The sequence below is a fragment of the Anaerosporobacter mobilis DSM 15930 genome, assembly GCF_900142955.1.
Taxonomy (GTDB): Bacteria; Bacillota; Clostridia; order Lachnospirales; family Lachnospiraceae; genus Anaerosporobacter; species Anaerosporobacter mobilis.
Genome location: NZ_FRCP01000005.1, coordinates 479,630 through 505,196, shown reverse-complemented (window position 1 = coordinate 505,196; position 25,567 = coordinate 479,630). Strand labels below are relative to the sequence as shown.

The 25,567-nt window shown below is 35.6% G+C and carries 21 protein-coding genes; all 21 read left to right on the top strand.

The annotated features are described in order from the left end of the window. Positions 1 to 85: 85 nt before the first annotated feature. The 21 genes from abc-f (at position 86) to BUB90_RS02040 (ending at position 25,557) form a co-directional block, all read left to right on the top strand. The gene (gene abc-f / locus BUB90_RS02125) at positions 86 to 1,573 is read left to right on the top strand and encodes a ribosomal protection-like ABC-F family protein (RefSeq protein ID WP_073282244.1); all 1,488 of its coding nucleotides are present in this window, start codon (positions 86 to 88) and stop codon (positions 1,571 to 1,573) included. 69 nt (positions 1,574 to 1,642) lie between these two features. Beyond that, positions 1,643 to 3,589, top strand: coding sequence for an ABC-F family ATP-binding cassette domain-containing protein (locus BUB90_RS02120; protein WP_242952461.1), 1,947 nt, complete (start codon positions 1,643 to 1,645; stop codon positions 3,587 to 3,589). 548 nt (positions 3,590 to 4,137) lie between these two features. Then, on the top strand, positions 4,138 to 5,346 hold the full coding sequence (locus BUB90_RS02115) for a tetratricopeptide repeat protein (protein WP_073282242.1): 1,209 nt from the start codon (positions 4,138 to 4,140) through the stop codon (positions 5,344 to 5,346). A gap of 25 nt (positions 5,347 to 5,371) precedes the next feature. After that, entirely contained in the window at positions 5,372 to 6,622 is a 1,251-nt protein-coding gene (hflX, locus tag BUB90_RS02110; RefSeq protein ID WP_073282240.1) for a GTPase HflX, read from the top strand. A gap of 308 nt (positions 6,623 to 6,930) precedes the next feature. Beyond that, entirely contained in the window at positions 6,931 to 9,336 is a 2,406-nt protein-coding gene (locus BUB90_RS02105; protein WP_073282237.1) for a ribonucleoside triphosphate reductase, read from the top strand. A gap of 274 nt (positions 9,337 to 9,610) precedes the next feature. After that, entirely contained in the window at positions 9,611 to 10,456 is an 846-nt protein-coding gene (thyA, locus tag BUB90_RS02100) for a thymidylate synthase (protein ID WP_073282235.1), read from the top strand. A 61-nt stretch (positions 10,457 to 10,517) separates the two neighbouring features. Beyond that, positions 10,518 to 11,009, top strand: coding sequence for a dihydrofolate reductase (locus BUB90_RS02095; RefSeq protein ID WP_073282233.1), 492 nt, complete (start codon positions 10,518 to 10,520; stop codon positions 11,007 to 11,009). Between the two features lie 172 nt (positions 11,010 to 11,181). Further along, positions 11,182 to 12,252, top strand: a complete 1,071-nt coding sequence (locus BUB90_RS02090; protein ID WP_073282231.1) for a branched-chain amino acid aminotransferase — start codon at positions 11,182 to 11,184, stop codon at positions 12,250 to 12,252. Between the two features lie 200 nt (positions 12,253 to 12,452). Beyond that, positions 12,453 to 13,220, top strand: a complete 768-nt coding sequence (locus BUB90_RS02085; RefSeq protein WP_073282229.1) for a dihydroorotate dehydrogenase electron transfer subunit — start codon at positions 12,453 to 12,455, stop codon at positions 13,218 to 13,220. After that, positions 13,220 to 14,122: a dihydroorotate dehydrogenase gene (locus BUB90_RS02080; RefSeq protein ID WP_073282227.1), complete on the top strand. Its 903-nt coding sequence runs from the start codon at positions 13,220 to 13,222 to the stop codon at positions 14,120 to 14,122. Before BUB90_RS02085 ends, BUB90_RS02080 begins: the two co-directional genes overlap by 1 nt. A 137-nt stretch (positions 14,123 to 14,259) precedes the next feature. Further along, positions 14,260 to 14,532: a CD3324 family protein gene (locus tag BUB90_RS02075; protein WP_073282226.1), complete on the top strand. Its 273-nt coding sequence runs from the start codon at positions 14,260 to 14,262 to the stop codon at positions 14,530 to 14,532. Between the two features lie 17 nt (positions 14,533 to 14,549). After that, a complete protein-coding gene (gene pyrE / locus BUB90_RS02070; RefSeq protein WP_073282223.1) occupies positions 14,550 to 15,227 on the top strand; it encodes an orotate phosphoribosyltransferase in 678 nt (225 codons plus the stop codon). A gap of 28 nt (positions 15,228 to 15,255) precedes the next feature. Continuing rightward, on the top strand, positions 15,256 to 15,408 hold the full coding sequence (locus tag BUB90_RS23380) for a hypothetical protein (protein ID WP_170865423.1): 153 nt from the start codon (positions 15,256 to 15,258) through the stop codon (positions 15,406 to 15,408). A 371-nt stretch (positions 15,409 to 15,779) separates the two neighbouring features. Then, positions 15,780 to 16,157, top strand: coding sequence for a YbaN family protein (locus tag BUB90_RS23020; protein WP_084139030.1), 378 nt, complete (start codon positions 15,780 to 15,782; stop codon positions 16,155 to 16,157). 69 nt (positions 16,158 to 16,226) lie between these two features. Beyond that, entirely contained in the window at positions 16,227 to 17,975 is a 1,749-nt protein-coding gene (locus tag BUB90_RS02065; RefSeq protein WP_084139029.1) for an ABC transporter ATP-binding protein/permease, read from the top strand. Continuing rightward, the gene (locus BUB90_RS02060) at positions 17,975 to 19,621 is read left to right on the top strand and encodes an amino acid ABC transporter ATP-binding/permease protein (RefSeq protein WP_073282221.1); all 1,647 of its coding nucleotides are present in this window, start codon (positions 17,975 to 17,977) and stop codon (positions 19,619 to 19,621) included. The genes BUB90_RS02065 and BUB90_RS02060 overlap by 1 nt, the downstream gene beginning before the upstream one ends. Positions 19,622 to 19,839: 218 nt before the next feature. Next, on the top strand, positions 19,840 to 20,337 hold the full coding sequence (locus BUB90_RS02055; protein WP_073282219.1) for a hypothetical protein: 498 nt from the start codon (positions 19,840 to 19,842) through the stop codon (positions 20,335 to 20,337). 297 nt (positions 20,338 to 20,634) lie between these two features. Then, entirely contained in the window at positions 20,635 to 21,282 is a 648-nt protein-coding gene (locus tag BUB90_RS02050) for a hypothetical protein (RefSeq protein WP_073282216.1), read from the top strand. Next, positions 21,276 to 22,184 (top strand): hypothetical protein, encoded by a 909-nt coding sequence (locus tag BUB90_RS23185; protein WP_139241681.1) that lies wholly within the window; start codon positions 21,276 to 21,278, stop codon positions 22,182 to 22,184. The genes BUB90_RS02050 and BUB90_RS23185 overlap by 7 nt, the downstream gene beginning before the upstream one ends. Positions 22,185 to 22,228: 44 nt before the next feature. Further along, positions 22,229 to 23,899, top strand: coding sequence for an ATPase, T2SS/T4P/T4SS family (locus BUB90_RS02045; protein ID WP_139241680.1), 1,671 nt, complete (start codon positions 22,229 to 22,231; stop codon positions 23,897 to 23,899). Beyond that, positions 23,896 to 25,557 carry a hypothetical protein gene (locus BUB90_RS02040; protein WP_073282214.1) on the top strand — a complete coding sequence of 554 codons (1,662 nt, stop codon included), beginning with the start codon at positions 23,896 to 23,898 and terminating at the stop codon, positions 25,555 to 25,557. The genes BUB90_RS02045 and BUB90_RS02040 overlap by 4 nt, the downstream gene beginning before the upstream one ends. Positions 25,558 to 25,567 lie beyond the last annotated feature (10 nt).

Here is a 25,567-nt window from a genome sequence, read left to right as displayed (position 1 = left end):
TTATAAGACATTGAAACTTATAGCTATCAAAACACCTTGCTAATGGCATGTCACGGGGATAGACCGTGTACAGATTGGAGTCATTATGTCATTAATACAAGTAAACAATCTTTCCTTTTATTACGAAGGAAGTTACGATGAAATATTTGATCAGGTTTCGTTTCAAATTGATACGAACTGGAAGCTGGGGTTTATTGGAAGGAATGGTAGAGGAAAGACAACATTCCTTAATCTTTTACTGGGTAAATATGAATATACAGGGACAATAGACGCTTCCGTTATGTTCGATTATTTTCCTTATGAAGTAAAGGACCAAACTGAATCGACCTTAAGGGTATTAGAACGCATTAATCCTGATTATGAATTTTGGAAAGTTTGTAGAGAGTTAACCTTACTACATGTTAGTGATGATATATGGGAGAGACCATTTGAGACGTTAAGTTATGGGGAGCAGACAAAAGTACTATTAGGAATTTTATTTTCTAAGGAAAATCACTTTTTGTTAATTGACGAACCAACAAATCACCTAGACTTAGAAACAAGGGAGATTGTAAAAGAATATTTAAATAAAAAGAAAGGATTTATTCTTGTCTCACATGATCGAAATCTCTTGGATGGGTGTATCGACCATGTATTATCCATTAATCGTACCAATATTGAAGTTGTACAAGGAAATTATTCTACTTGGTTTACTAATAAATCAAGGCAAGATGCGTATGAGTTAGCGGAAAACGAACGACTTAAAAAGGATATCAATCGTTTGAAGCAAGCGGCAACCCAATCGAAGAGATGGGCAGACGAAGTAGAATCAACGAAGATTGGTGCCAAGTCGGAGAAATATGAGAAATGTATTGATACAAGAGCATTTGTTGGAGAAAAGTCCAAACGGATGCAACAAAGGAGAAAAAACCTACAACGCAGACAAGAAAAAGAGATAGATGAAAAAGCGGGATTACTAAAGAATATTGAAGAGAAAGAGGAGATTATTCTAAAACCGCTTAAGTATCACCAAAGCGTTGTTGTAGAGGCCAAAGATTTATCGCTTGCATATAACGAAAAAATAGTTTGTGAAAGTGTGAATTTTCAAGTGAAGACAGGAATGTGCCTTGCCTTACAAGGTAGAAATGGTAGTGGAAAATCTACAATACTAAAAAAAATCATGGGAGAAGAGATTACAATGACAGGAACGATGATTGTACCTGGCGGTGTAATAATCTCCTATGTACCGCAAGATTCCTCCTTCTTAAAAGGAAATCTAAGAGAATATGCAAGAGAATGCGGAATTGATGAGAGTTTATTTAAGCAATTTTTACGTAAATTAGATTTCACTAGGGAACAGCTTGATAAGAATATGGAGGAATTCAGTGCAGGACAGAAGAAGAAAGTTTTAATTGCCAGAAGCTTATGTGAACAGGCACATCTTTATGTATGGGATGAACCGTTGAATTTTATAGATATCTTATCTCGCATTCAGATTGAGGAACTAATCCAAAGATATAAACCAACAATTATTATGGTGGAGCACGATCAAGCTTTTGTTGAACATTTGGCTGATGAAATAGTGAAGTTATAAATGATTAAGAAAGGAGCCATGCACTGCATTTAATTATAAAGCAGTATCGCAAGAAGGATTGCGATTTGCATGGGTATACAGATGAAATATCAAATTATTGGTGGTATCGTTCGGTTTGCAGCAACCACCATCTTAGATAATATTAATTTTGAAATAAGAGATAATGAAAAGATTGCAATAGTAGGCCGAAATGGCTGTGGCAAAACTACTTTACTGAATGTTATTGCAGGAAATATATCACTAAGTAATCTAGACAGTGATGAAGATTGTGGAATCTATATGGCGGGAGATTTGAAGATAGGTTTCTTAAAACAAATTGATTTCACAGACAATACCTTATCAATTGAAGAAGAAATCATGAAGGTGTATGAACCAATACAACTTATGAAGCGACGAATGGATGAGCTTGTAGAGAGAATGGCGACGGATTCTTCTGAGAAAATCTTGAATGAGTATGGGAAACTATCTGGTCTATATGAAAGTTTAGGCGGATATACCTTCAGGCAAGATATGGAGACTATATTCCAACGATTTGGATTTCCATTAGAAGACTTGCAGAAACAGGTAATGGCATTATCGGGTGGACAACAGACGAGAATTGCATTCGTCAAATTACTACTTAGTAAGCCAGATATTCTTTTGTTAGATGAGCCAACAAACCACCTTGATATGCCAACCATCGAGTGGTTAGAGGGATATCTTAAGAATTACAACAAAGCAGTTGTTATTGTTTCTCATGATCGTATGTTTCTTGACCATATCATTGATGTTACGTATGAGATTGAATATACACACATGAAACGGTATCCAGGAAATTATAGTGCATTCATTCAAAGGAAGCGTCTTGATACAGACAAACAAGAGAAGGATTATATCGCACAACAAAAGGAAATTGCAAGATTGCAAAAACTTGTAGAACAGTGGAAGAACACACCAACGAAAGTTGCTATGACAAGGTCCAAATTAAAGGCAATCGAGCATATGGACAAAATAGAGAAACCAACCAGATTTGATACGAAAGCGTTCCATGCTCAGTTTTCTCCACGAATCGAATCTCATAAAGAGGTAATGAGAATTAAGAAACTAGGCATCGGCTATGACCATATTCTTAGCACCGTTAATCTAGATGTTATAAAAGGTGAAAAGATTGCAGTTATAGGTGAAAATGGGAAAGGAAAATCAACCCTATTAAAGACGTTAGTTGGACAAATACCAGCACTAAAAGGTTCGTACGAGTATGGTATTGATGTGGAGCTGGGATATTTTGAACAGCAAATGGCACAGTATTCTAGTGAAGAAACAGTACTTGATGATTTCTGGAACGCTTATCCTAATTTGAAGCAGACACAAGTGCGAACTGCATTAGGACATTTCTTATTCTCCGGAGATGATGTGTTCAAGAAGATCAACCAGTTATCCGGAGGTGAGAAGGTACGACTTGCACTTCTTAAGATATTCAAGAAACAACCGAATTACCTGATATTAGATGAACCTACGAATCATATGGATATGATAGGGAAGCAAGCGCTAGAGAGTATGCTAAGGGCCTATACAGGAACTGTATTATTTGTATCTCATGACCGCTTCTTTATAAAAGAGGTTGCAACGGCGATGCTTGTGTTTGAAGGAGATCAAGTTGTCTATTATCCATGTGGGTATGAAGAGTATGTAATAGAAAGACAGAAAAAAGAAGTGATAGTTTTAGAAAGTAAAGCAAAAGAAGCAAGCAGAAAACTGAAAACGCAAGCATCTGTTGGTGGTACCGTTGGCAATCGCATAGACAATCCGAAGGACTCATCGAATCCTGGTAAGGAAGAAGCAAAGAGAAAACGCCAGATTGCTAAGCTGGAAGAAAAGATAGCTATATGTGAAGAGGAGATGGAAGAGTTAAAAGATGAAATTCTAAAAGAGGAAAACGGGTCGGATTATAAGAAGCTAGAAATATTAACGAACCAGATTGATGAGAAAGAAAGAGAATGGGAAGAGCTGGTGGAAGCCTTAGACCAGCTACAGTAAACCATAGCTTGCAATTATACTCGGTACAAATTATAATGTAACTTATGAGAATCGGCGTAGTCGATTCTAGGGGTTACACGAAGTGTAAGACCGTAACTCCAAAGGAGTCATAAGTTAACGAGGGAAATTATAAAGTAATTTCTCGAGTCTAACTGTTTGATTTCACCCGACAAGTTAGCGATAGAACGGAGTTCTAGAGCTAGGGGTTACACGAAGTGTAAGACCGCAACATGGTCAAGTAACTTGACCTAAAGGAGTCATAAGTTAACAAGTCTAACTGTTTGATTTCACCCGACAAGTTAGCGATAGAACAGAGTTCTAGAGCTTGGGGTTACACGAAGTGTAATGCCGTAACATGGTCAAGTAACTTGACCTAAAGGAGTCATAAGTTAACAAGTCTAACTATTTGATTTCACCCGACAAGTTAGCGATAGAACGGAGTTCTAGAGCTAGGGGTTACACGAAGTGTAAGACCGTAACATGGTCAAGGAACTTGATCTGAAGCAGTTATAATTTGGAAAATTAAAATACGGAGGTATTGCGTCATTATGGTTCGATTAAGACGGGGCAAAGTGGTTTTAGCATCAATGGTACTTATGCTTGCAGTTACTGGTTGTAGCGGCAATAAGAGTGCTAGTGATTATTATAAAGAAGGAATGAAACAATACAAAGCACAGAAATACGAAGAAGCAAGTGAAAGTCTGAAAGAGGCAGTAACGAAGAATCCGAATAAGGCGGAGTATTACATTGATTATGGTATGACACTTATTCAGTGTGGTAATTATGAGGAAGCCTTAATCCAGTTTAACAAAGCAATCCTTAATAAAGATAATAAGATTGTTAGAGAGAATAATAAGATGGCTTATCGTGGTATAGGGATAGCTTATTATGATTCGGCGGATTATGCGTCTGCTATAAAAGAATTCAAAAAAGCGCTAAAGATTTCGGAACGTACTGATCTTGATTTGGATATTCTATTCTATCTTGGTGATGCACAAACAAAAACCTTGGATCAAGAAGGAGCAATTGCAACATATACTAAGATTATTGAGAAGAAGCCGAAACAAAGCGATGCTTATTATAAGCGTGCAGTATTAAAAGGACAGATGGGTGAACTTGAAGGTTCTGTTGCGGACTTTGATAAGGCAATTTCTTTTGATAAAGATAATTATGAATACTACTTTGGAAAGTATGCCATCCTATTACAACAAGGTGATAGTACTGGTGCAGAAGAAGTTCTTAAGAATGCATTAGCGATTAAGACAGAATCCAAAGAGGACTATTATAATGTGGCAATATTGCATTTCTATCAAGGTAATAACGATGTAGCAAAAGGAGAATTAGCTACCGCTATAGAGAATGGATTTACTGGTGCGTATTTCTACCTTGGTGAAATTGCTATGTCGGAAAAAGAGTATGAGACCGCAGTATCTAATTATGAGCAGTATATTCAGAATACGCCAAATCTAAAATCTGCAGTTGTTTATAATCAACTAGGCGAAGCTTATCTTCAGTCGGAAAACTATGAACAGGCCCTGAAGGCGTTCGAAGAGGGAATCAAACTGAATGATAGCGCTATTATGCAACCACTGAAATATAATGAGATTATTGCCCTTGAGCATCAAGGTGATTTCGAGCAAGCATATAAAAAAGCGAAGAAATATCTAAAAGAATATCCAGAAGATGAGGGCATGACAAAGGAAATTGAATTCCTTAAAACCAGACAGGAAAACGCCCTCATAGATAACACGAAGTAGGTTATAGAAAGGGCATGGTATTAACATGGCGGAAACATTTGAAATAAAAGAACAAGAAGAGCGTATGATTCTTGTAGGTGTTGCAACCAGTGATGGTGATGATACTGCAGAATCGTTAGACGAGTTAGAAGAATTAATAAAGACAGCTGGAGCAGAGACAATTGCGAAGGTAATTCAGAATCGTGAGAGTGTCCATCCGGGTACGTATATCGGTAAAGGTAAGATTGAAGAAGTAAGATTGCTAGCACAGGACTTAGATGCGACAGGTGTTGTATGCGATGATGAATTATCACCTGCGCAACTTAAGAACTTAGAGGAAGCTCTTCAGATCAAAGTAATGGACCGTACGGTTACAATTCTTGATATATTTGCACAGAGAGCCTCAACACGTGAAGGTAAGATTCAAGTTGAGTTAGCACAATTAAAATATCGTTCATCACGTTTGATTGGTCTTAGAAGTTCATTATCAAGACTTGGTGGTGGAATAGGTACGAAAGGTCCAGGTGAGAAGAAGTTAGAGATGGATCGTCGTTTGATTAGGGATCGCATCTCTCAATTGAATCGAGAACTAGACGATGTAGTACGAACAAGAGAAACAACAAGACATCAAAGAAGTAAGAATCCGGCTCCTGTTATTGCAATTGTAGGTTATACCAACGCTGGTAAGTCTACGTTGTTGAACACATTAACAAGTGCAGGTGTATTATCTGAAGACAAGCTGTTTGCGACACTAGATCCAACGACTAGAAATCTTAAGCTTGAAAGTGGTCAACAGATTCTTCTTACAGATACGGTAGGATTTATACGCAAATTACCACATCATTTGATTAATGCGTTCCGTAGTACCCTTGAGGAAGCAAAATATGCGGATATTATCTTACATGTGGTGGATAGCTCCAATCCAGAAGCATATAAACATATGCATGTAGTGTATGAAACGCTAGAAAATTTAGGCGTTAGGGATAAAACAATCATTACAGCTTTTAATAAAATGGATAAAATAGAAGAGCAACCAATTCTAAAGGATTTCAAGGCAGATCGTACTGTTCAGATATCAGCTAAAACTGGTAAAGGAATGGATGAACTATTAAATATAATCGAAGAAATTTTAAAGGAACACAAGATATTGATTGAAAAAGTTTTTCCATATTCCGATGCTGGTAAGATTCAAGCTATCCGTAAATATGGGCAATTGCTACAGGAAGAGTACCAAACAGAGGGTATTTATGTAGAAGCATATGTACCAAAAGAGATATATTTGCAACTAGAAAAATAGTCTTTTGTTACCATTGAAAACACAACATATGGTGTTTGTGTGCGAAAATGTGTATATATATGGTGGATATATTGCTTGACTTAGAAGTTTAATTCTGCTACAATTTAATCGATAGGAAAATCAAGGATGCTACATTTAGCTATGACATATATTTTTAATATAGGGAATAGCGAAATGTACAGATTAAAGATTTTCTTGTCGGTTTTTTTGTTTCAAATATAAGGCATGTTACTTGGGGAGCTTTATATTATACACAAGATATAGTGGTGTTGAATGGAAAAAATCAGTTGCGAAGGGAGAACGGTTTTATGTTTAATGTTGTTAAGAGAGATGGGGAAATTGCAGAATTTACGATTAAAAAAATATCGGATGCGATTTCAAAAGCCTTTAATGCTACAGAAAAGCTTTATAATGAAGATATCATTAATCTCTTAGCGCTACGAGTTACTTCGGATTTTCAGAGTAAAGTAAAAGATGGCGTAATTAATGTGGAGGATATTCAAGATTCAGTTGAACATGTATTGGAGCAAACAGGATATACGGAGGTTGCAAAAGCATATATCCTATATCGTAAAAGTCGTGAGAAAATCCGCAACATGAAGTCAACAATTCTTGATTACAAAGAAATTGTTGATAGTTATGTGAAAGAAGAAGACTGGAGAGTAAAAGAGAATTCAACAGTTACCTATTCTGTTGGTGGATTGATTCTTCACAATTCAGGTTCAATAACTGCAAACTATTGGTTATCCGAAGTGTACGACGAAGAAATAGCAGCTGCACATAAAAATGCAGACATACATATTCATGATCTATCTATGTTGACAGGATATTGTGCTGGATGGTCATTGAAACAATTAATTAAAGAAGGTCTAGGCGGTATCCCTGGTAAGATTACTTCATCACCTGCAAGCCACTTATCTACATTATGTAATCAAATGGTTAATTTCCTTGGAATAATGCAAAATGAATGGGCAGGTGCGCAGGCGTTTTCCTCCTTTGATACGTATTTGGCTCCTTTCGTTAAAATAGATAACTTATCATATAGAGAAGTAAAGCAATGTATACAATCTTTTATCTACGGTGTGAATACACCTAGCCGTTGGGGAACGCAAGCCCCATTCTCAAACATCACTCTTGATTGGACTGTTCCGAATGATTTAGCAGAGCTCCCTTGTATTGTGGGTGGTAAAGAGATGGATTTCAAATATAAGGATTGTAAGAAAGAGATGGATTTGGTTAATAAAGCCTTCATCGAGATCATGGTTGAAGGTGATGCGAATGGACGTGGTTTCCAATACCCAATCCCTACATATTCTATTACTCGTGATTTTGATTGGTCAGAAACAGAAAATAATAAATTATTATTCGAGATGACTGCCAAATATGGTACGCCATATTTCTCAAATTATATCAATAGCGATATGGAACCAAGTGATGTTCGTTCTATGTGCTGTCGTTTACGTCTTGATCTTAGAGAGTTGAGAAAGAAAACGGGTGGCTTCTTTGGTTCAGGAGAAAGTACTGGAAGTGTGGGTGTAGTTACAATTAACATGCCACGTATTGCATATCTAGCGCAGAATGAAGATGAATTCTTCAAACGTTTGAATCGAATGATGGATCTATCAGCACGTTCGTTAAAGATTAAGAGAAAGGTTATCTCTAAATTATTAGAGGAAGGCTTATACCCATATACAAAGAGATACCTTGGATCTTTTGAGAATCATTTCTCTACAATTGGCCTTCTTGGTATGAATGAAGTTGGTTTAAATGCTCGTTGGTTAGGAAAAGATATGACAAGTAAAGAAACACAAGACTTCACAGCTAAAGTATTAAACCATATGAGAGAACGTTTATCTGAGTACCAAGTTGAGTATGGAGATTTGTATAATCTAGAGGCAACTCCAGCGGAATCAACATCGTATCGTCTTGCAAAACATGATAGGAAACGTTGGCCAGATATTAAGACTGCTGGTAATGAGGGAGATACTCCTTACTATACAAACAGTTCACATCTACCAGTTGATTATACAGATGATATCTTCTCAGCATTAGATATTCAAGATGGTTTGCAGACATTATATACATCAGGAACAGTATTCCATGCATTCTTAGGAGAGAAACTTCCAGACTGGGAAGCAGCTGCGAAACTAGTTCGTACCATTGCAACTAATTATAAATTACCTTACTATACAATGTCTCCAACCTATTCAATTTGTAAGCACCATGGATACCTTAGTGGAGAACATTTCACTTGTCCAGAATGTGGAGAGAAGGCGGAAGTGTATAGCCGTATTACAGGCTACTATCGACCAGTACAAAACTGGAATGAAGGAAAATCACAAGAATATGTAAATCGTAAACTATATAATCCAGGAAGTTCCTTTCATGTAACAAACCGTGGTGTTCATAAGGAAGAAGAGGAAGTTACTACAAAAAGTTGTATGACACTAGAATCTAATGAGAATAGTGATGCATCTAATGATGGATTATACTTGTTTACAACGAAGACTTGTCCGAATTGTGCCATGGCTAAAACATACCTTGAAGGGGTGGCTTTTAAGGTAGTAGACGCAGAGGAGAACATGGAAATAACATCTGAACTTGGCATTATGCAAGCACCAACATTGGTTGAAGTCAAAGATGGAGAAATTAAGAAATATGTGAATGCTTCAAACATTAAGCGTTTTGCTGAAGAGAATTGCTTAACAGTATAGAGACGAACAGGCTTTTGTGGTTTTTATTATGCAAAAGCCTGTTTTTTATATGTACACAGATAAATATCTCAAATGAGATCACGTTTAGCACCAGAATGTGGTAAGCTTCAATCTTCATTCGTTATAATATACAGTAAGTAGTACTTGTATTTTGTAGATAGATACTTTAGAATAATTAGAGAACTTTAAGCAGAAGGTAATACTAAGCAAAAGATAATACTAAGCAGATAGTAATATCAAATAGTTATAATTAGAGTAATTAAGGAGGATGCAAATGAGTTTAGCGGACAATTTATTTATAGATATGTGTAAAGATATATTAGAAAATGGCGTGAGCACAGAAGGAGAGAAGGTTCGTCCGAAATGGGAAGATGGTTCCTTTGCTTATACAATTAAGAAATTCGGAGTTGTAAACCGTTATGATTTATCAAAAGAATTTCCTGCTATAACACTTCGAAGAACAGCCATTAAGAGTTGTATCGATGAAATGCTATGGATTTGGCAAAAGAAATCGAACAATGTTAATGATTTGAATAGTAAGATATGGGATAGTTGGGCGGATGAGACAGGTTCTATAGGAAAAGCGTATGGATATCAGTTGTCAGTAAAACATCAATATAAAGAAGGAATGATGGATCAAGTAGATCGTGTTATCTATGATCTCAAGAATAATCCTTATAGCCGTCGTATTATGACGAATATCTACGTACATGCGGATTTACATGAGATGCATCTATATCCATGTGCATACAGCATGACCTTCAATGTAACGAAGAAGAAAGATGGTAAGATGTATCTGAATGGCATACTTAATCAACGTTCACAAGATATTCTTGCAGCCAATAACTGGAATGTTTGCCAATATGCAGTTCTTATTCACATGTTAGCGCAGGTATGTGATATGGAAGTTGGAGAATTAGTTCATGTAATCGCCGATGCTCATATCTATGACCGTCATATACCAATTATCGAAGAATTAATAACAAGACCAACTTATGATGCACCAACCTTCTATATGAATCCAGAGATTAAAGACTTCTATCAATTTACAGTAGATGACTTCCGTCTTGATAACTATGTGACAGGACCTAAGGTTGAGAATATTCCAGTTGCTGTGTAATTGTTAGCAAAGTGGAGCACTGGTAACATGAGGATTGCCAAACAAAGAAAGGAACAAGAAGATGAATTTAATTGTAGCAGTAGATAAGAATTGGGCTATTGGGAATAAGAATGATTTACTTGTTAGAATCCCTGCAGATCAACGATTCTTTCGCCAAGAAACTACGGGAAAAGTGATTATTATGGGACGTAAAACACTAGAAAGCTTTCCACAATGCAAACCACTACCAAACCGTACCAATATTGTTATAACAAGAAAAGCAGATTATAAAGTTGATGGAGCGACCGTTGTAGGTAGTATAGAAGAAGCTTTAGAGTTAGTTAAGGGCTATAAGACTGAAGATGTTTTTGTAATTGGTGGGGATTCGATTTATCATCAAATGCTTCCATATTGTGATGTTGCACATATAACGAAGATTGATTATGCGTATGAAGCAGATACGTATTTTCCAAATCTAGATGAGATGCCAGAGTGGAAAATTACGGAACAATCCGAAGAACAAACATATTATGACTTGGAGTACTGGTTTATCAAATACGAGAAGCAAAAATAAGTAAACGCATAACTATGATGAATATAAGCCATGAACAATTGATATGCGAAAAAATGTTGGGAAACTATTGAAATTCGATTTTAAGAAGACTAATATATACTAAAAGTATTCGCATAACATGTACAGAATTGGCATAACGACGGATAAATCACAATTAGGAAGGTGAATGACTATGTTAAATATCAGATATGAGAAAACAACTGCACCAAAAGAATTGCCTAAGGAAGACAATCCTTTAAAATTCGGTACAATCTTCACAGATCATATGTTTATTATGAACTATGAAACAGGTAAAGGATGGCACGATGCAAGAATCGTACCATATGCACCACTTAGCTTAGACCCTTCAGCTATGGTATTCCACTATGGACAAGAGATGTTTGAAGGTTTGAAGGCATACAAGACAGAAGATGGAAGAACGTTATTATTTCGTCCTAATAAGAATATTGAGAGAGCAAATAATACAAACCGTAGAATCTGTATTCCTGAGATTCCAGAAGAAGATTTCTTAGATGCAATTAAGGCGGTTGTTAAGACTGATGAAGCATGGATTCCAACAAAACCAGGAACATCTTTATATATTAGACCATTTGTTATCGCGACTGATCCTTTCCTTGGTGTTCGCCCATCGGATACGTACATGTTCATTATTATCTTATCACCAGTTGGCGCATATTATCCAGAGGGCTTGAATCCGGTTAAGATTTGGATTGAAGATGAATATGTTCGTGCTGTTAAAGGTGGTGTTGGTGAAGCTAAGACAGGGGCTAATTATGTTGCTTCATTAGCTGCGCAAGTGAAGGCACATGATGATGGATATTCACAAGTATTATGGCTTGATGGCGTTGAAAGAAAATACATCGAAGAAGTTGGTGCCATGAATATTTTCTTCAAGATCAATGGAACCGTAGTTACGCCTAAGTTAAATGGTAGTATCTTACCAGGTGTTACAAGAAATTCTGTTATTGAATTATGTAAAACATGGGGTGTTCCAGTAGAAGAAAGAAAAATCTCTGTAGATGAATTGTATGAAGCTTCTAATAACGGTTCGTTAGAAGAAGTATTTGGTACTGGTACAGCAGCAGTTATCTCACCAGTAGGCCATCTTCGTTTTGAAGATCATGTAATGCAAGTTAGTGACGGTGGAATTGGAGAACTTAGCCAAAGAATCTATGATACGATTACAGGTATTCAGTTAGGTGATATAGAAGATACCTTCAATTGGACAGTTGAGGTTAAATAAGTAGTATGTTAAGGAGAGGTCATTGGATAGATACTATCTAAAGGCTTCTCCTTTAGTTTTAAATATAGCTATTGATGGGAAAAAAATTGGAGAATTTATAGTTGATATACCAAAATTTATTTGTTAGAATAGTTTAGAATTAAAGAAAAGCAAAGTTATAAACTAAATACTTAGATTTCAGAAAAGAGAGGTACAATGTAGTGGCAGAGAATTTCAGAAATACGGCCGTGATAACGAGTGTAGTTAAGTTACAAGATGATATTGTCAGTATGTGGCTCAAAGATGAAGAAATTGCGATGGCTTCAAAACCAGGACAATTTGTTTCGTTCTATTGTAAAGATGGAAGTCGCCTATTACCAAGGCCAATTAGTATCTGTGAAATTAATCATAGCGAAGGTACATTACGATTTGTATTTCGTTTAATTGGTGAAGGAACAAAGGAAATCGCTACATATAAAGTAGGTGATGATGTGGTGATAATGGGACCACTTGGCAACGGATTTACCCTAGAAGGGAAAAAGGCAATCTTAATTGGTGGTGGAATTGGAATTCCTCCTATGTTAGAGTTAGCAAAACAACTTGATATAGAGAAAAGCATTGTACTAGGGTATCGAGATGTTACATTCATGGACAAAGAATTTGAACCATATGGAGATGTATATGTTGCGACTGAAGATGGAAGTACAGGTATAAAAGGAAATGTTATCGATGCAATTCGTGAACATGCAATCGATGCAGATATTATCTTTGCTTGTGGACCAACGCCAATGTTACGTGGTATTAAGGCATATGCATTAGAACATGGAATTAAAGCACAACTTTCTCTAGAAGAAAGAATGGCATGTGGTATCGGGGCATGTCTTGCTTGTGTATGTAAGACAAAAGAGGTTGATCATCATACCCATGTTCATAATACAAGAATATGTAAAGACGGTCCGGTATTCTATGCGCAGGAGGTAGAACTATAATGAATCTAAAAGTTGATTTGGCTGGTGTTGAACTTAATAATCCAGTAATGACTGCCTCTGGTACATTTGGATCTGGAATTGAATATAGTGATTACGTTGATTTAAATCGTTTGGGTGCAGTGGTTACGAAAGGTGTAGCAAATGTACCATGGGAGGGTAATGCCACCCCAAGAATTGCGGAAACATACGGTGGGATGCTGAATGCAGTAGGATTACAAAATCCTGGTATTGACGTGTTCGTTGAAAGAGATTTACCTTTTCTTAAGAAATATGATACAAAAGTTATAGTAAATGTATGCGGTAGATCAACAAGCGATTATGTTGAAGTTGTAGAACGATTAGCGGATGAGGCAGTTGATATGTTGGAAATCAATATATCCTGTCCAAACGTAAAGGAAGGTGGTATTGCTTTTGGTCAAAATCCAAAAAGTGTAGAAGATATCACCCGCGCAGTTAAGAAAGTAGCAAAACAGCCAATTATCATGAAGTTAAGTCCAAACGTTACGGATATTACAGAAACAGCAAAGGCAGCAGAAGCTGGTGGTGCAGATGTATTGTCCTTAATTAATACAATTACAGGTATGAAGATTGATGTGAATAGAAGAAACTTCGTGCTTGCGAATAAAACTGGTGGATTATCAGGCCCTGCTATTAAGCCAATTGCCATTCGTATGGTCTATCAAGTTGCGAATGCAGTAAACTTGCCAATTATAGGAATGGGTGGTATTATGAATGTAGAAGATGCTTTGGAATTCATAATGGCAGGAGCATCAGCAGTATCAGTAGGTACAGCCAATTTTGCTAATCCATTGGCAACAATAGAAATTGTACAAGGTTTAGAAGCGTATCTTAAGAAGAATAATATAGGGGATATCAATTCTCTTATTGGTTGTGTGAAATAGGACGAATGTTATAGCTCTTAAAGGAGGGTTGTGTATGACAACAGTTAAGTGTGCATAGCAAAGGCTATTGCATAAAATACTATAAAAAATAGCCTTTGCTCGATTCCAAGATAATATAGCAATTGGGAGGAGCACAAGTGAGCTATATAAAGGCAGAATTAATATTACCGAAAGAAGTATTAGAACTTGTTCAAAAGTACGCAGATGGACAGTGTTTATATATCCCAAGGAAGAAGGAAAATTATAAATCATGGGGTGAAAATACTAGGTTTCGCGAAATGACGAAGGCAAGAAACCGAGAGATATATATAGATTATAGGAATGGTTTAACTACCAACGAGTTATCTGAGAAGTATTTTCTATCAGTTAAGAGTATTCAACGAATTGTATTGGAACAAAAAAGCATCTAAAAACAGGAGGATATACAATGGAACAATATAAGAAAGAGTTTATTGAATTTATGGTTGATTGTGGAGTATTAAAGTTTGGTGATTTCGTTACCAAAAGTGGAAGAAAGACTCCATTCTTTGTTAATACTGGATTTTACCGTAAGGGGGCACAATTGCGTAAATTAGGTGAATATTATGCAAAAGCAATTGAAAGCAAATTCGGATTTGACTTTGATATTCTCTTTGGACCTGCTTATAAAGGTATTCCTCTTAGTGTAGCTACTACTATGGCAATCAGTGAACATTATGGCGTAGATATCGGATATTGTTCTAATCGTAAAGAAGTTAAGGATCATGGAGATACGGGTATCCTACTTGGAAGTCCTATCGTGGACAAGAATAAAGTTGTTATTATTGAAGACGTGACTACAGCAGGAACTTCTATCCAAGAGACTTTACCGATTATTAAAGCACAAGGTGATGTAGATGTACTTGGTCTTGTAGTATCTGTTGATAGAATGGAACGTGGTCAAGGGACGAAGAGTGCACTACATGAGATAGAAGAGACATATGGTCTAAAAACAACAGCGATTGTTACCATGGAAGAAGTTGTGGAACACTTGTATAATAAACCATATAATGGTAAAATTATCATTGATGATACATTAAAAGAAGCAATTGATGCATACTATGAGCAGTACGGTGTAAGGGAATAACTTCTATTGATAGATTGGAGGAATGAAGATGAGTGAAAGAATATATAAGACTATGAAGTCAGTAGGTACTAGTAATTTAGTATTCGGTATATGTATTATTGTATTTGGTATTGGAGTAGGTGTTACTACTATTATCAATGGTGGTAGATTACTTAGTAAAAAGTCAGATATATTATTCTAGATTGAATTTTTCATGGAGTTTAACAGGTGCTTCATCTAGGTCGAAATCGTTCAGTTTAGATACGTAACAGGTACTTTTGATCGTATGGAGATTCATTTTCTACAATAAAATGTAAGGGAATGTTGTAAGATTGATTTTTTAATCATTCTGCAACATTCCCTTTTTTTCTTTCATTTCTTAAGAAAGTACGACAATAAGAGTAATTATAGCCAAAAACCTGGTTATTAATGATTGACAATACATAATCGTTAGTATATACTAACTAACTGTGATTAGTTTTAGGTAACGTTGAAGAATTAACTAGTGTAGGTATTACAACGAGGAAGAAGTGATGCATATAGTATCATATTTGGAAAGGAGCTTTTGGTTAAATGAAGCGGTTAATGAATAGTATATGTGTAGGTTTGGCGTTTGTATGTGTGGGGTTGGGTGCTATTGGTGTAGTATTACCTTTTGTTCCGGCAACTCCTTTTTTATTACTTGCGACAGTATTGTTTGCAAAAGGATCAGAACGATTTCATAAGTGGTTTATATCCACAGCTTTTTACCAGAAGCACATAGTTCAGGTGGTTAAGAATAAGACTATGACGTATAAGTCTAAGATAACTACATTAGTAATGCTTGGTGTTATATTTATTATTGGATTTTTACTTTGTCCAGTTTGGTATGGGCGAGTAGTTATTGTTTGTGTGGCACTGGGCCATTTCTATTATTTTGTATTCCGAATTAAAACGAGCACAGAATCTTAACTAGCGTTATACCGTGTATATTACTGTTTTAGAATGTGCTACTACATAAGAAGAAAGGAATTAAAAGACATGTTTCATAAAAGATTATTGCAAGAATTTAAAGATAATCAAAAACAAGTTGTGGGAATGGTTTTAACACAATGGATTTCTTTGTTATCCAATGTGGCTCTAATGTTTGTAATTGCTAATACAATTAATACAATTGTGAAAGATACATTTACTACAAAACAAATGGTACAACTATTCCTTACATTTGTTGCGGTGATACTGATTCGGGGAGGTATGACGAAGATGAATGACACTATGTCGTACTTAGCCTCTACAAAGGTGAAGAGTAGATTACGTGAAGTGATGAATCAAAAGTTAATGGATTTGGGTACAAGATATCGTAAGAGCATGGCTACATCAGAAATCGTACAGATTAGTACAGAAGGGGTAGAACAGCTAGAGATCTATTTTGGTAGATATGTGCCACAATTTTTCTACAGCTTATTAGCGCCAATCACATTATTCGTAATTGTAAGTTTTATGAGTATTAAGGTAGCACTGGTATTACTACTATGTGTACCGTTAATACCTGTTTCCATTATTGCTGTTCAGAAATTTGCCAAGAAGATGTTGAATAAATATTGGGGTATCTATACAGGTCTTGGTGACACTTTCTTAGAGAATCTACAAGGTTTAACAACGCTTAAGATTTATCAAGCAGATGAACGTTATGCAAAGAAGATGGATGAAGAAGCGGAGAAGTTTCGTAAGATTACTATGCGAGTATTAATCATGCAATTAAACTCCATCAGTGTCATGGACTTAATTGCTTATGGTGGTGCAGCTGTAGGTATTATCTTAAGTATTCTTGAATATAGAAGTGGACAAATTACCTTTGTTCAGTGCTTATTTATTATGTTAATTGCAGCAGATTTCTTTTTACCATTACGTTTACTAGGTTCGTTCTTCCATATTGCAATGAATGGAAATGCTGCGGCTAATAAGATATTTGCTTTGCTTGATATGCCTGTAGATAAGAATGATTTCAATGAACAAGATGGTAAGAGGCAAGATCTTAAAGCAAATATTAAGTTTAATAAAGTAACCTTTGGATATGAGGAAGGTCAGACTGTTATTAATGATATTTCATTTGTGATTCCAAAGAACTCATATACTGCACTAGTTGGAACATCTGGTTGTGGAAAGAGTACAATAGCATCGTTAATAATGAATGACAACAGACCAAATGAAGGACATGTACTAATGGGAGATTGTGATATAAATGATTTATCAGAAGAGTTCATACATAATAAAATTACAAGAATTCGTCATGATAGTTATTTATTCAAAGGAACCGTGGAAGATAATCTTCGTATGGGTAGTGAACAAGCTACTAAAGATGAGATGTTACATGCATTAGAGCAGGTTGATCTTCTTGAGACCATAATGGAAAAGGGTGGGTTATCCATGGAGATTACAGAGAAAGCTGCGAACTTATCTGGTGGGCAGAAGCAAAGAATAGCTTTAGCTAGAGCTATCTTGCATGACAGTGAAGTCTATATATTTGATGAAGCAACTTCCAATATTGATGTTGAAAGTGAGAATAAGATCATGGAAGTTATTCATACACTCGCTAAAACGAAGACAGTAATCCTGATCTCTCATAGATTAGCAAATGTCGTAAAAGCAGATCAAGTTCTTGTTATGAAGAATGGTAAAATCATTGAGACAGGAACGCATGAAGATTTAATGAGACAACAAAAGTATTACCATCAATTATATACAAGTCAAAAAGAGTTAGAAAAATATACAGAGGAGGTAGCCAACTAATGCAACAAAAGAAAAAGAATGGCTTTCAAATAATGTTAGAGTTGCTTGGTATGATTCGTCCTCTAATGGGGTTTATGTTACTAGCAATCTTAATGGGATGCATAGGTAATCTTGTAGCTACTTTTATCACTATTTTGGGTGGATATGGATTGTTATCAGTGGCTGGTCTTTATAATAAGCTTACGATTACAACAATCTTTACGGTCATTATTATATTTGCTGTAATACGGGGAATTTTACGATATGCTGAACAAGCATGTAATCATTATATTGCATTCAAGCTATTAGCGAGTATCCGTCACAAAGTGTTTGCATCATTGCGTCGTCTAGCACCTGCGAAGTTAGATGGGAATGATAAGGGTAATCTTATATCAATAATAACAAGTGATATTGAATTATTAGAGGTTTTCTATGCACATACGATATCACCAATTGCGATAGCAATTATTACGTCAGTATTTATGTGTGTCTTTATTGGAATAATACACCCAGTATTAGGAGTAGTCGCCTTGGTTTTCTATCTCTTAATAGGTTTTATAGTACCCGTGTTAAATAGTAGAAGAGGTAGAGAAAAGGGACAAGAATATAGAGATTCCTTTGGTGAATTGAATACCTCTGTTCTTGACAATCTTTACGGCTTAGAAGAAATTATTCAATACGGACAACAAGAGAAAAGACAAAGTTGTTTGGCAAAGAAGACGGAAAGCTTAGAAAAGATAGCCAAGGAATTAAAGAAAGAAGAAAGTATACAAAAGATTTCAACAGATTGGATTATCCTGTTTGCAGGAATCGCTATGCTTGGTGTTTCAGGATATCTCGCGGGTCAAGGGGAGATTGAAGGTGGAATGTCATTAATCGCAACGGTTGCAATGATTAGTTCATTCGGTCCAACTGCAGCTTTATCTGCCTTATCCAATAACTTAAACCATACCCTAGCTTGCGGAAATCGTGTTCTTAGTTTATTAAACGAAGAACCAATTGTCCTTGATAATGTTACCGGTGAAGAGGATTGCAGTGGAGATATTATTTGCGATGGAACAACTTTTGGTTATGAGAACAAGGTAGTTTTAAATAACTTCAATGTAACATTTAAAGAAAATCACATTCATGGAATCTTAGGTAAGAGTGGATGCGGTAAGTCAACCTTATTAAAATTACTGATGCGTTTCTATGAAACAAATAAAGGAACAATATCGTATGGTAAGAATGTTGTGAATACGATTAAGACATCATCATTGAGAAAAAATGTTGCTTACGTAACACAAGAAACTTATCTTTTCCATGATACCATTGAGAATAATATTAAGATTGCAAAAGAAGATGCAACAAGAGAAGAAGTAATCGAGGCTGCTAAAAAGGCATCGATTCATGATTTCATTCTTTCACTTCCAAGTGGCTATGATACAATAGTAAGTGAGTTAGGAGAATCCTTATCAGGTGGTGAAAGACAACGAATTGGAATAGCAAGAGCATTTCTTCATAAGAGTAGCATCATTTTCTTAGATGAGCCAACTAGCAACATCGATAGTTTGAATGAAGGAATTATTCTAAAGAGTTTAGAGGAGGAAAAAGAGGATAAGACCATTATCCTTGTATCTCATAGAAAATCTACTATGGGAATTGTTGATCATATGGTTAATATGTAATAATAAGTTGTCATAGTAAATCTAGTGTAAGAACTAGGGAAAAAAGACCTGATTTTACAATTAATAGTTGAAATTATAAGGTTATTCTGCTAGGATTGTATTTGTAGTCTATGTATTAGAATGCAAGATATAAAAAATAAGAATAGCCACATTCATATCTTTAGCATAATAGGTGGCGGGTGTTATAAGGGATCTTATGATACATTAAGGGAGGAATAATGAAAAAATTCAACAAAATTCTAATGGCAGTTCTAACGTTATGTTTGGCATTTGCATTAACAGGATGCTCTGACAAAAAAGCAGAAAAAAAATATTACGATGACGTTATGGCAGCTGTTAACAATGCATCAACTGCAAACTCAACATTAATCACTGATTTACAAACGTTTCTTAGCGATGTAACAAACGAAGATGCGAGAACCGCAACTCTTAAAGATCTTGACACTATGGAAGCGGAATTCACTACATTAAGAGATTTAAAAGCTCCTAAAATCTATAAAGATGCACAAGTAGTTTTCAAAGAAGGTGCAGAAGCAGCAATCGATGGTATTGCCGTTTACCGTAAAGCAATCGAAGGTTGTACGGAAGAGACAATTACAGATCAAGAAACTTTTAATACTTTTGAGGCTGCAATTGGAGAAGGTGATGAATATATGACAACTTCTAATACAAAGATTTCAGAAGCAGCACAAATCGCTGATGATGCTCAAAAATAAATAAGATTAAAATAATATAAAAACAAATTTAGAAGCTGAAATTAGTTAAGATAAACTGATTTCAGCTTTTTCTGTTTAAAATGTAAAAAAAAGGTTTACAAATGAGAAAATCTGGGATATAATCATTTTTATCTGAAGCAAGTCTTAAATTATCTAGTTTATCGTTTTTATTCATTTATTTCAAAGTTTATCAAAATGTAATCCTGTTACAAAACTATAATAAGGTAAGAAGTATATGCAGATATCTGTAAGATAGGTAGTTACGTATCGTCGTATTGGATATCAAAAGGAGGAGGAATGGCTAAGTCAATAGCTTTTATTGGAGTGCCTAGCCGAGATATCGTATATTATATAGGTAGATTATTGCGTATATGTGGGCAAGAGGTATTGATCGTTACATATCAGGAGGGAGAGGAGAAAGAATATCAACCGAGTTATTATATGGGGCTAGATTGGTTAACCTGTAGTAAAGAATGGCTTCAAGTGCATGAAGAGATATTAGGCGAATATTCCTATGCGTTATATGAACTAGAAGTTAGTGAGGTGGCTTTATATAATGACACCTATATTATGTTTGATTATATAGTTGGAATAACGAATCTATATAAGAAGGTGATGGAGCAGATAGCGCAGGCAATTCTTGGGTATAATAGGAAATGCAACTTAATTGTAAGAGATATTTGCAGTAAGAGGTTAGATAGTAATTATTTCATGCGTAATTATCCTGATTGCAAGGAGCTTTGTACGGTAAGTGAGATTTGGCTAGATAGCTTTGATTCTTATTATAAGCAATGTCTAGAGCTTGAAGAAGTGAAGAATTTCATAAGAATGTCAGATGATATGATTGGGACCTTATCATGTATATTAAGAGGGCTACAGACATTTACAGACAAGGAGATTAAAGAAGCGATAAAACAATTAAAGAAAGGGGTGGTGGAATGCTAATTGCTTTCTATAGTAACGTTAGGGGGAATGCAGGAACCACAAGTAATCTTTGTTGCTTAGCTACCTATCTAGCGATTAGAAAGAAGCAAAAGATCTTATTATGGGAAAACCATACGAATTGGAATATGATTGGGGACAATGTTACTCCAAGAACAAAACTATCATTTCTTAGTAAAAGAGTAGAGTCCTATCATATTAGTGGTTCGAAAGAGTTGTTTTGTAGGTTGCAGCAAAAAGAAAATCTTGATCTATCATGGGAAGTAAAGGAATTAGCCGAAGAACTGTATCCGGGTACCTTATATTATCTTCCTAATCGTCAGATGGAAAGTTCACTTTTTGAGAAGGACATTGCTAGAATATTGCCAAAGTTGGTAAAACTATGCAAGGAGAGTGATGATCTTGTGTTTATGGATTTGCAGGATATCACCAAGGAAAGTACGCATTTTATTCTAGAGCATGCAGATCTTGTTATATTAAATCTTATGCAACATGTTAATTCCTCTGATGGAATAGTAACGTGTAAAGACATATCTATATCGAAGATTCGATATCTTATTGGTAATTATCAACCAAACTCCAAGTTTAATGTTAAAAATATAAGTAGAAGGTATAAGATTCCTAATGAGGATATTGCAACCATACCGTATAATACACTATGTATGGAGGCTATGACCGAGGGGGGATTACTTGATTTTATGTCAGCCAATGTAGAATGCACTAGGGGAGATTCTAATTATTCCTTCTTACATGCAGTTGGACATGCAGCAGAGATGTTAACTGAAGCAATTGAGGAAGCCAGACAAGATAGAAACGAACAAGTATCTGCGCTTGCTATGAAAACAGAGGCGGTAATACCAATACAATCTATTAGTAAAGGTAGGTGTGAAGACTGTTACATATAGGGAAAAGACAGAATACGAAAGTAGAGATAAAACAAATTGTTAACATGAATAGTTTACGAACAGAAGTTGAGAATACCTTTCGGGATATCTTACGTACGCATATCTTTGATAGTCATGCTAGTTTGGTAGAACAGCAAAGACAGTTACAAAGAAGGAGAGAATTGAGAAGTGCATTGAAAACATGTACGTTTGGTGATTGGCAAGCCAAGTTATATATTAAGGAATATATCGTAGATATACTAATAAGCAAACTTCATTTCAGGGAAGGAGATCTCGAGCACTTCATAGCCTTTGAAAGTGGAAATCTCTCAGTTAGAGATAAGTTTGATATCTTGTTGTATCAATATATACAAAAGCATGAGAATCGAGCAATAATCACTATGATAGAAGATAACCAGTTAGAAGAACCTAAAGTCAATGAAGATGGAGAAGTCTATTATGAAATCTCAGAGGAACAAATACATGCGATCTATCGTCGCAATCATGTGTCGTTAGATTATTACGATAAACTGCAGATTCTTAGCCAGAGGTTGTATTCATGGTATCGAGGTAATGGTGTAATTGATGAGATACGTGATATGACCATAGACGGAGTGTCAGCAGGGGTATCAGGAATTACGAATGGTATGGAAGTGGAAAGGTTTGGGGAAGTGCGTGTATTACCTGCCTCCTATGAAAGTATCTGGTTGTTCTATAAGGGAAAATCCATACATCTATCGTTCTTAGGATTTGAGAGTGAGAAAGAGCTGATACGTGTATGCAAGAATATCTATCGATATAATAATCCAGGTCAATTATCAGAGGTACGTGGGTACATAGTGAATGAGATGATGGACGGGTCTCGTGTCGCAGTTGCTAGACCGCCGTTTTGTGAAGGTTGGGTTCTGTTCATTCGTAAGTTCCACCAAGAGTTACAAAGAGATATTCATAGCTTGATTACTGGTAACAATTGTATGATCCCGATTCAATTAATGAAATGGCTGATTAGAGGTTGTCAGGTCATTGCGATAACAGGAGAACAAGGTTCTGGTAAAACAACATTATTGATGTCATTGATTCGTTTCATTCGTCCTACGTATAATCTGAGAGTGCAGGAATTATCCTTTGAATTACATCTAAGAAAGATATACCCGCGTAGGAACATCGTTTCCTTTAAAGAAACGGATTATGTCAGCGGTATTGAGGGGCTAGACTTTGCAAAGAAAACGGATGGCAGTGTTAATATCCTTGGAGAAGTGGCTACTGCAAGTGTCGCTAGTTGGATGATTTCAATGTCACAGGTTGCATCTTTATTCACGTTGTTTACACATCATGCAAAGACCACAAAGGACTTGGTTTATTCCATGAGAAATGCGTTACTTACTGAGGGCGGGTTTCATAATGAAGTTGCGGCAACCAAGCAAGTAGTGGATGCCATTCAGTTTGATGTACATATGTGCAAGCATGCGGATGGCCATAGATACGTAGAAAGAATCTCACAGATTATCCCTGTAAGACAGAGTGTTATACAAACTTGTTATCGTCCTTCGAAAGATGAGGGAGTGGTAGAGGCGCAGTTCATAGTTCAAGATATCGTTGTTTATGAGAATGGAAAATATGTACTCAAGAATCCCATAAGTGAAGAGATAACGGATCATATTATGAAACATCTTACCACCTCTGAAGAAGAGGAATTCATTAAGAATCAGCAGGATTGGGGGAATGTTTACCTATGATGTTAAGATTCTTACAAACAAGAAGAGTAATTCAAGAATGGCTCATACCAGGTGAAGAAGAACGAATCACTTGTTTGACCAGAAGGTATCTATATACCGAACTGTCTTTATGTATTACGTTCTTATGTATCGCTTTTTTTGCTTGGGAGCTATCTTTTGAAAGCCTATTGATGATTATAATGGGAGTCTATTTAGTGAGTCTTTATTATCGTTTTCATTATACTAGAAAGAAGTATATGAGTTTGTTATTACAGTTTGAACAGTTCTTAGTTAATGTGAGGAATATATATCAGAATACGGGAATGGTTGAAGAAGCTTTGCAAGAATCCATCTGGGAATCGCAAGAAGAGATAGCAAGCCACATGCAAAGTTTATTCATGGCTTTGGATCTAGAAGATAGTGAGGAGTTACAAGAATACAAAGAAGGAATAGCATTCCCCTATATACTGACATTCTATATATTATGTAAAACCTGTATTACGTATGGGGACTCTTATACAATGGGGAGATCAGCTTTTCTAAGCAATATGAATCATCTTAAAGAGGAGATACATAATGAAGTATTACGTCGAAAGTGTTTGAATCATGTATTCAGTGGTTTATTGTTCGTTACGGTATTCCCGATACTCTTTATAGACTGTATACGAAGGTGGAGTATAGGCAATCTTCCAGAATTAATAAGGTATTATGATGGAGGATATGGATTACTTGTCAAATCTATACTATGTATAGTTACTATAATAATTTTTCGGTTGATTCAATATCTAATAGAACCCAAAGAGTTGGTGAAAAGACCGCATATTTATCTAGATAAGCTTTGCAATATACAGATAGTAAAGCAATTCTTAATAGAGCATATTCACAAAAGAGAAGACAAGTGGAAGAAAGTATATCGTAATCTTGTAAGTATTTCCTCCAGTTATACGGTTTATCAATTTTTATTTGTGAAGATATGTTTAGCTGTTTCTTCTTGTATAATCACTAGTATTGTTATGATATCAATGATTATTCGAGAAAATAGTGTATCAAATATTACATCGTCATTGCTATATACACAGCAAGAAATCGCTGTGGCAGCAAGAGATACGAATTATTTTCTAATTATCTTATGTATTATTCTAATTACGATTTTCTCGTATTATGTTCCAAACATTCAATTAATTATTAAATTAGCCTGTGATAATCGAGATGTAGAAGATGAATTAATGCGCCTACAAGCGGTGCTTATCATGTTGACACCTATAAGAAGAATGACGGTAGAAACTTTATTAGAGTGGTTAGCTTATGGAAGTAAGATATTCCTTCCAACTATACTTGAGTGTATCGATTGTTTTTTGCAGGACAATGAGAAGGCGTTAGATACCATGTATCAATCCTGTGATAACGAATCCTTCAGGCACCTTGTTAAGAATCTGGAAGTTAGTGATCGAATAGGAATATACCATGCTTTTGAAGAAGTACCAGGTGATTATTCTTATAACATAGAAAAAAGGAAGCAGGATAATGAGATACGAACGGATAACCAAGGCACTATTGGAAAATTTATTGCATTTTTCCCTATGGTTTTGTTAATTGGTGGATATCTAATAGTACCATTTATTCTGGAAAGTATATCACAGTTTATGACTTATGTCAGTCAGTTACAGGGATTGACTTAGTGAAATTGCG

Excerpts from the sequence above, each read along its gene's own strand:
- abc-f (WP_073282244.1), top strand. The coding sequence starts at position 86 with ATGTCATTAATACAAGTAAACAATCTTTCCTTTTATTACGAAGGAAGT.
- BUB90_RS02120 (WP_242952461.1), top strand. The coding sequence starts at position 1,643 with ATGGGTATACAGATGAAATATCAAATTATTGGTGGTATCGTTCGGTTT.
- BUB90_RS02115 (WP_073282242.1), top strand. The coding sequence starts at position 4,138 with ATGGTTCGATTAAGACGGGGCAAAGTGGTTTTAGCATCAATGGTACTT.
- hflX (WP_073282240.1), top strand. The coding sequence starts at position 5,372 with ATGGCGGAAACATTTGAAATAAAAGAACAAGAAGAGCGTATGATTCTT.
- BUB90_RS02105 (WP_073282237.1), top strand. The coding sequence starts at position 6,931 with ATGTTTAATGTTGTTAAGAGAGATGGGGAAATTGCAGAATTTACGATT.
- thyA (WP_073282235.1), top strand. The coding sequence starts at position 9,611 with ATGAGTTTAGCGGACAATTTATTTATAGATATGTGTAAAGATATATTA.
- BUB90_RS02095 (WP_073282233.1), top strand. The coding sequence starts at position 10,518 with ATGAATTTAATTGTAGCAGTAGATAAGAATTGGGCTATTGGGAATAAG.
- BUB90_RS02090 (WP_073282231.1), top strand. The coding sequence starts at position 11,182 with ATGTTAAATATCAGATATGAGAAAACAACTGCACCAAAAGAATTGCCT.
- BUB90_RS02080 (WP_073282227.1), top strand. The coding sequence starts at position 13,220 with ATGAATCTAAAAGTTGATTTGGCTGGTGTTGAACTTAATAATCCAGTA.
- pyrE (WP_073282223.1), top strand. The coding sequence starts at position 14,550 with ATGGAACAATATAAGAAAGAGTTTATTGAATTTATGGTTGATTGTGGA.
- BUB90_RS23380 (WP_170865423.1), top strand. The coding sequence starts at position 15,256 with ATGAGTGAAAGAATATATAAGACTATGAAGTCAGTAGGTACTAGTAAT.
- BUB90_RS23020 (WP_084139030.1), top strand. The coding sequence starts at position 15,780 with ATGAAGCGGTTAATGAATAGTATATGTGTAGGTTTGGCGTTTGTATGT.
- BUB90_RS02065 (WP_084139029.1), top strand. The coding sequence starts at position 16,227 with ATGTTTCATAAAAGATTATTGCAAGAATTTAAAGATAATCAAAAACAA.
- BUB90_RS02060 (WP_073282221.1), top strand. The coding sequence starts at position 17,975 with ATGCAACAAAAGAAAAAGAATGGCTTTCAAATAATGTTAGAGTTGCTT.
- BUB90_RS02055 (WP_073282219.1), top strand. The coding sequence starts at position 19,840 with ATGAAAAAATTCAACAAAATTCTAATGGCAGTTCTAACGTTATGTTTG.
- BUB90_RS02050 (WP_073282216.1), top strand. The coding sequence starts at position 20,635 with ATGGCTAAGTCAATAGCTTTTATTGGAGTGCCTAGCCGAGATATCGTA.
- BUB90_RS23185 (WP_139241681.1), top strand. The coding sequence starts at position 21,276 with ATGCTAATTGCTTTCTATAGTAACGTTAGGGGGAATGCAGGAACCACA.
- BUB90_RS02045 (WP_139241680.1), top strand. The coding sequence starts at position 22,229 with ATGAATAGTTTACGAACAGAAGTTGAGAATACCTTTCGGGATATCTTA.
- BUB90_RS02040 (WP_073282214.1), top strand. The coding sequence starts at position 23,896 with ATGATGTTAAGATTCTTACAAACAAGAAGAGTAATTCAAGAATGGCTC.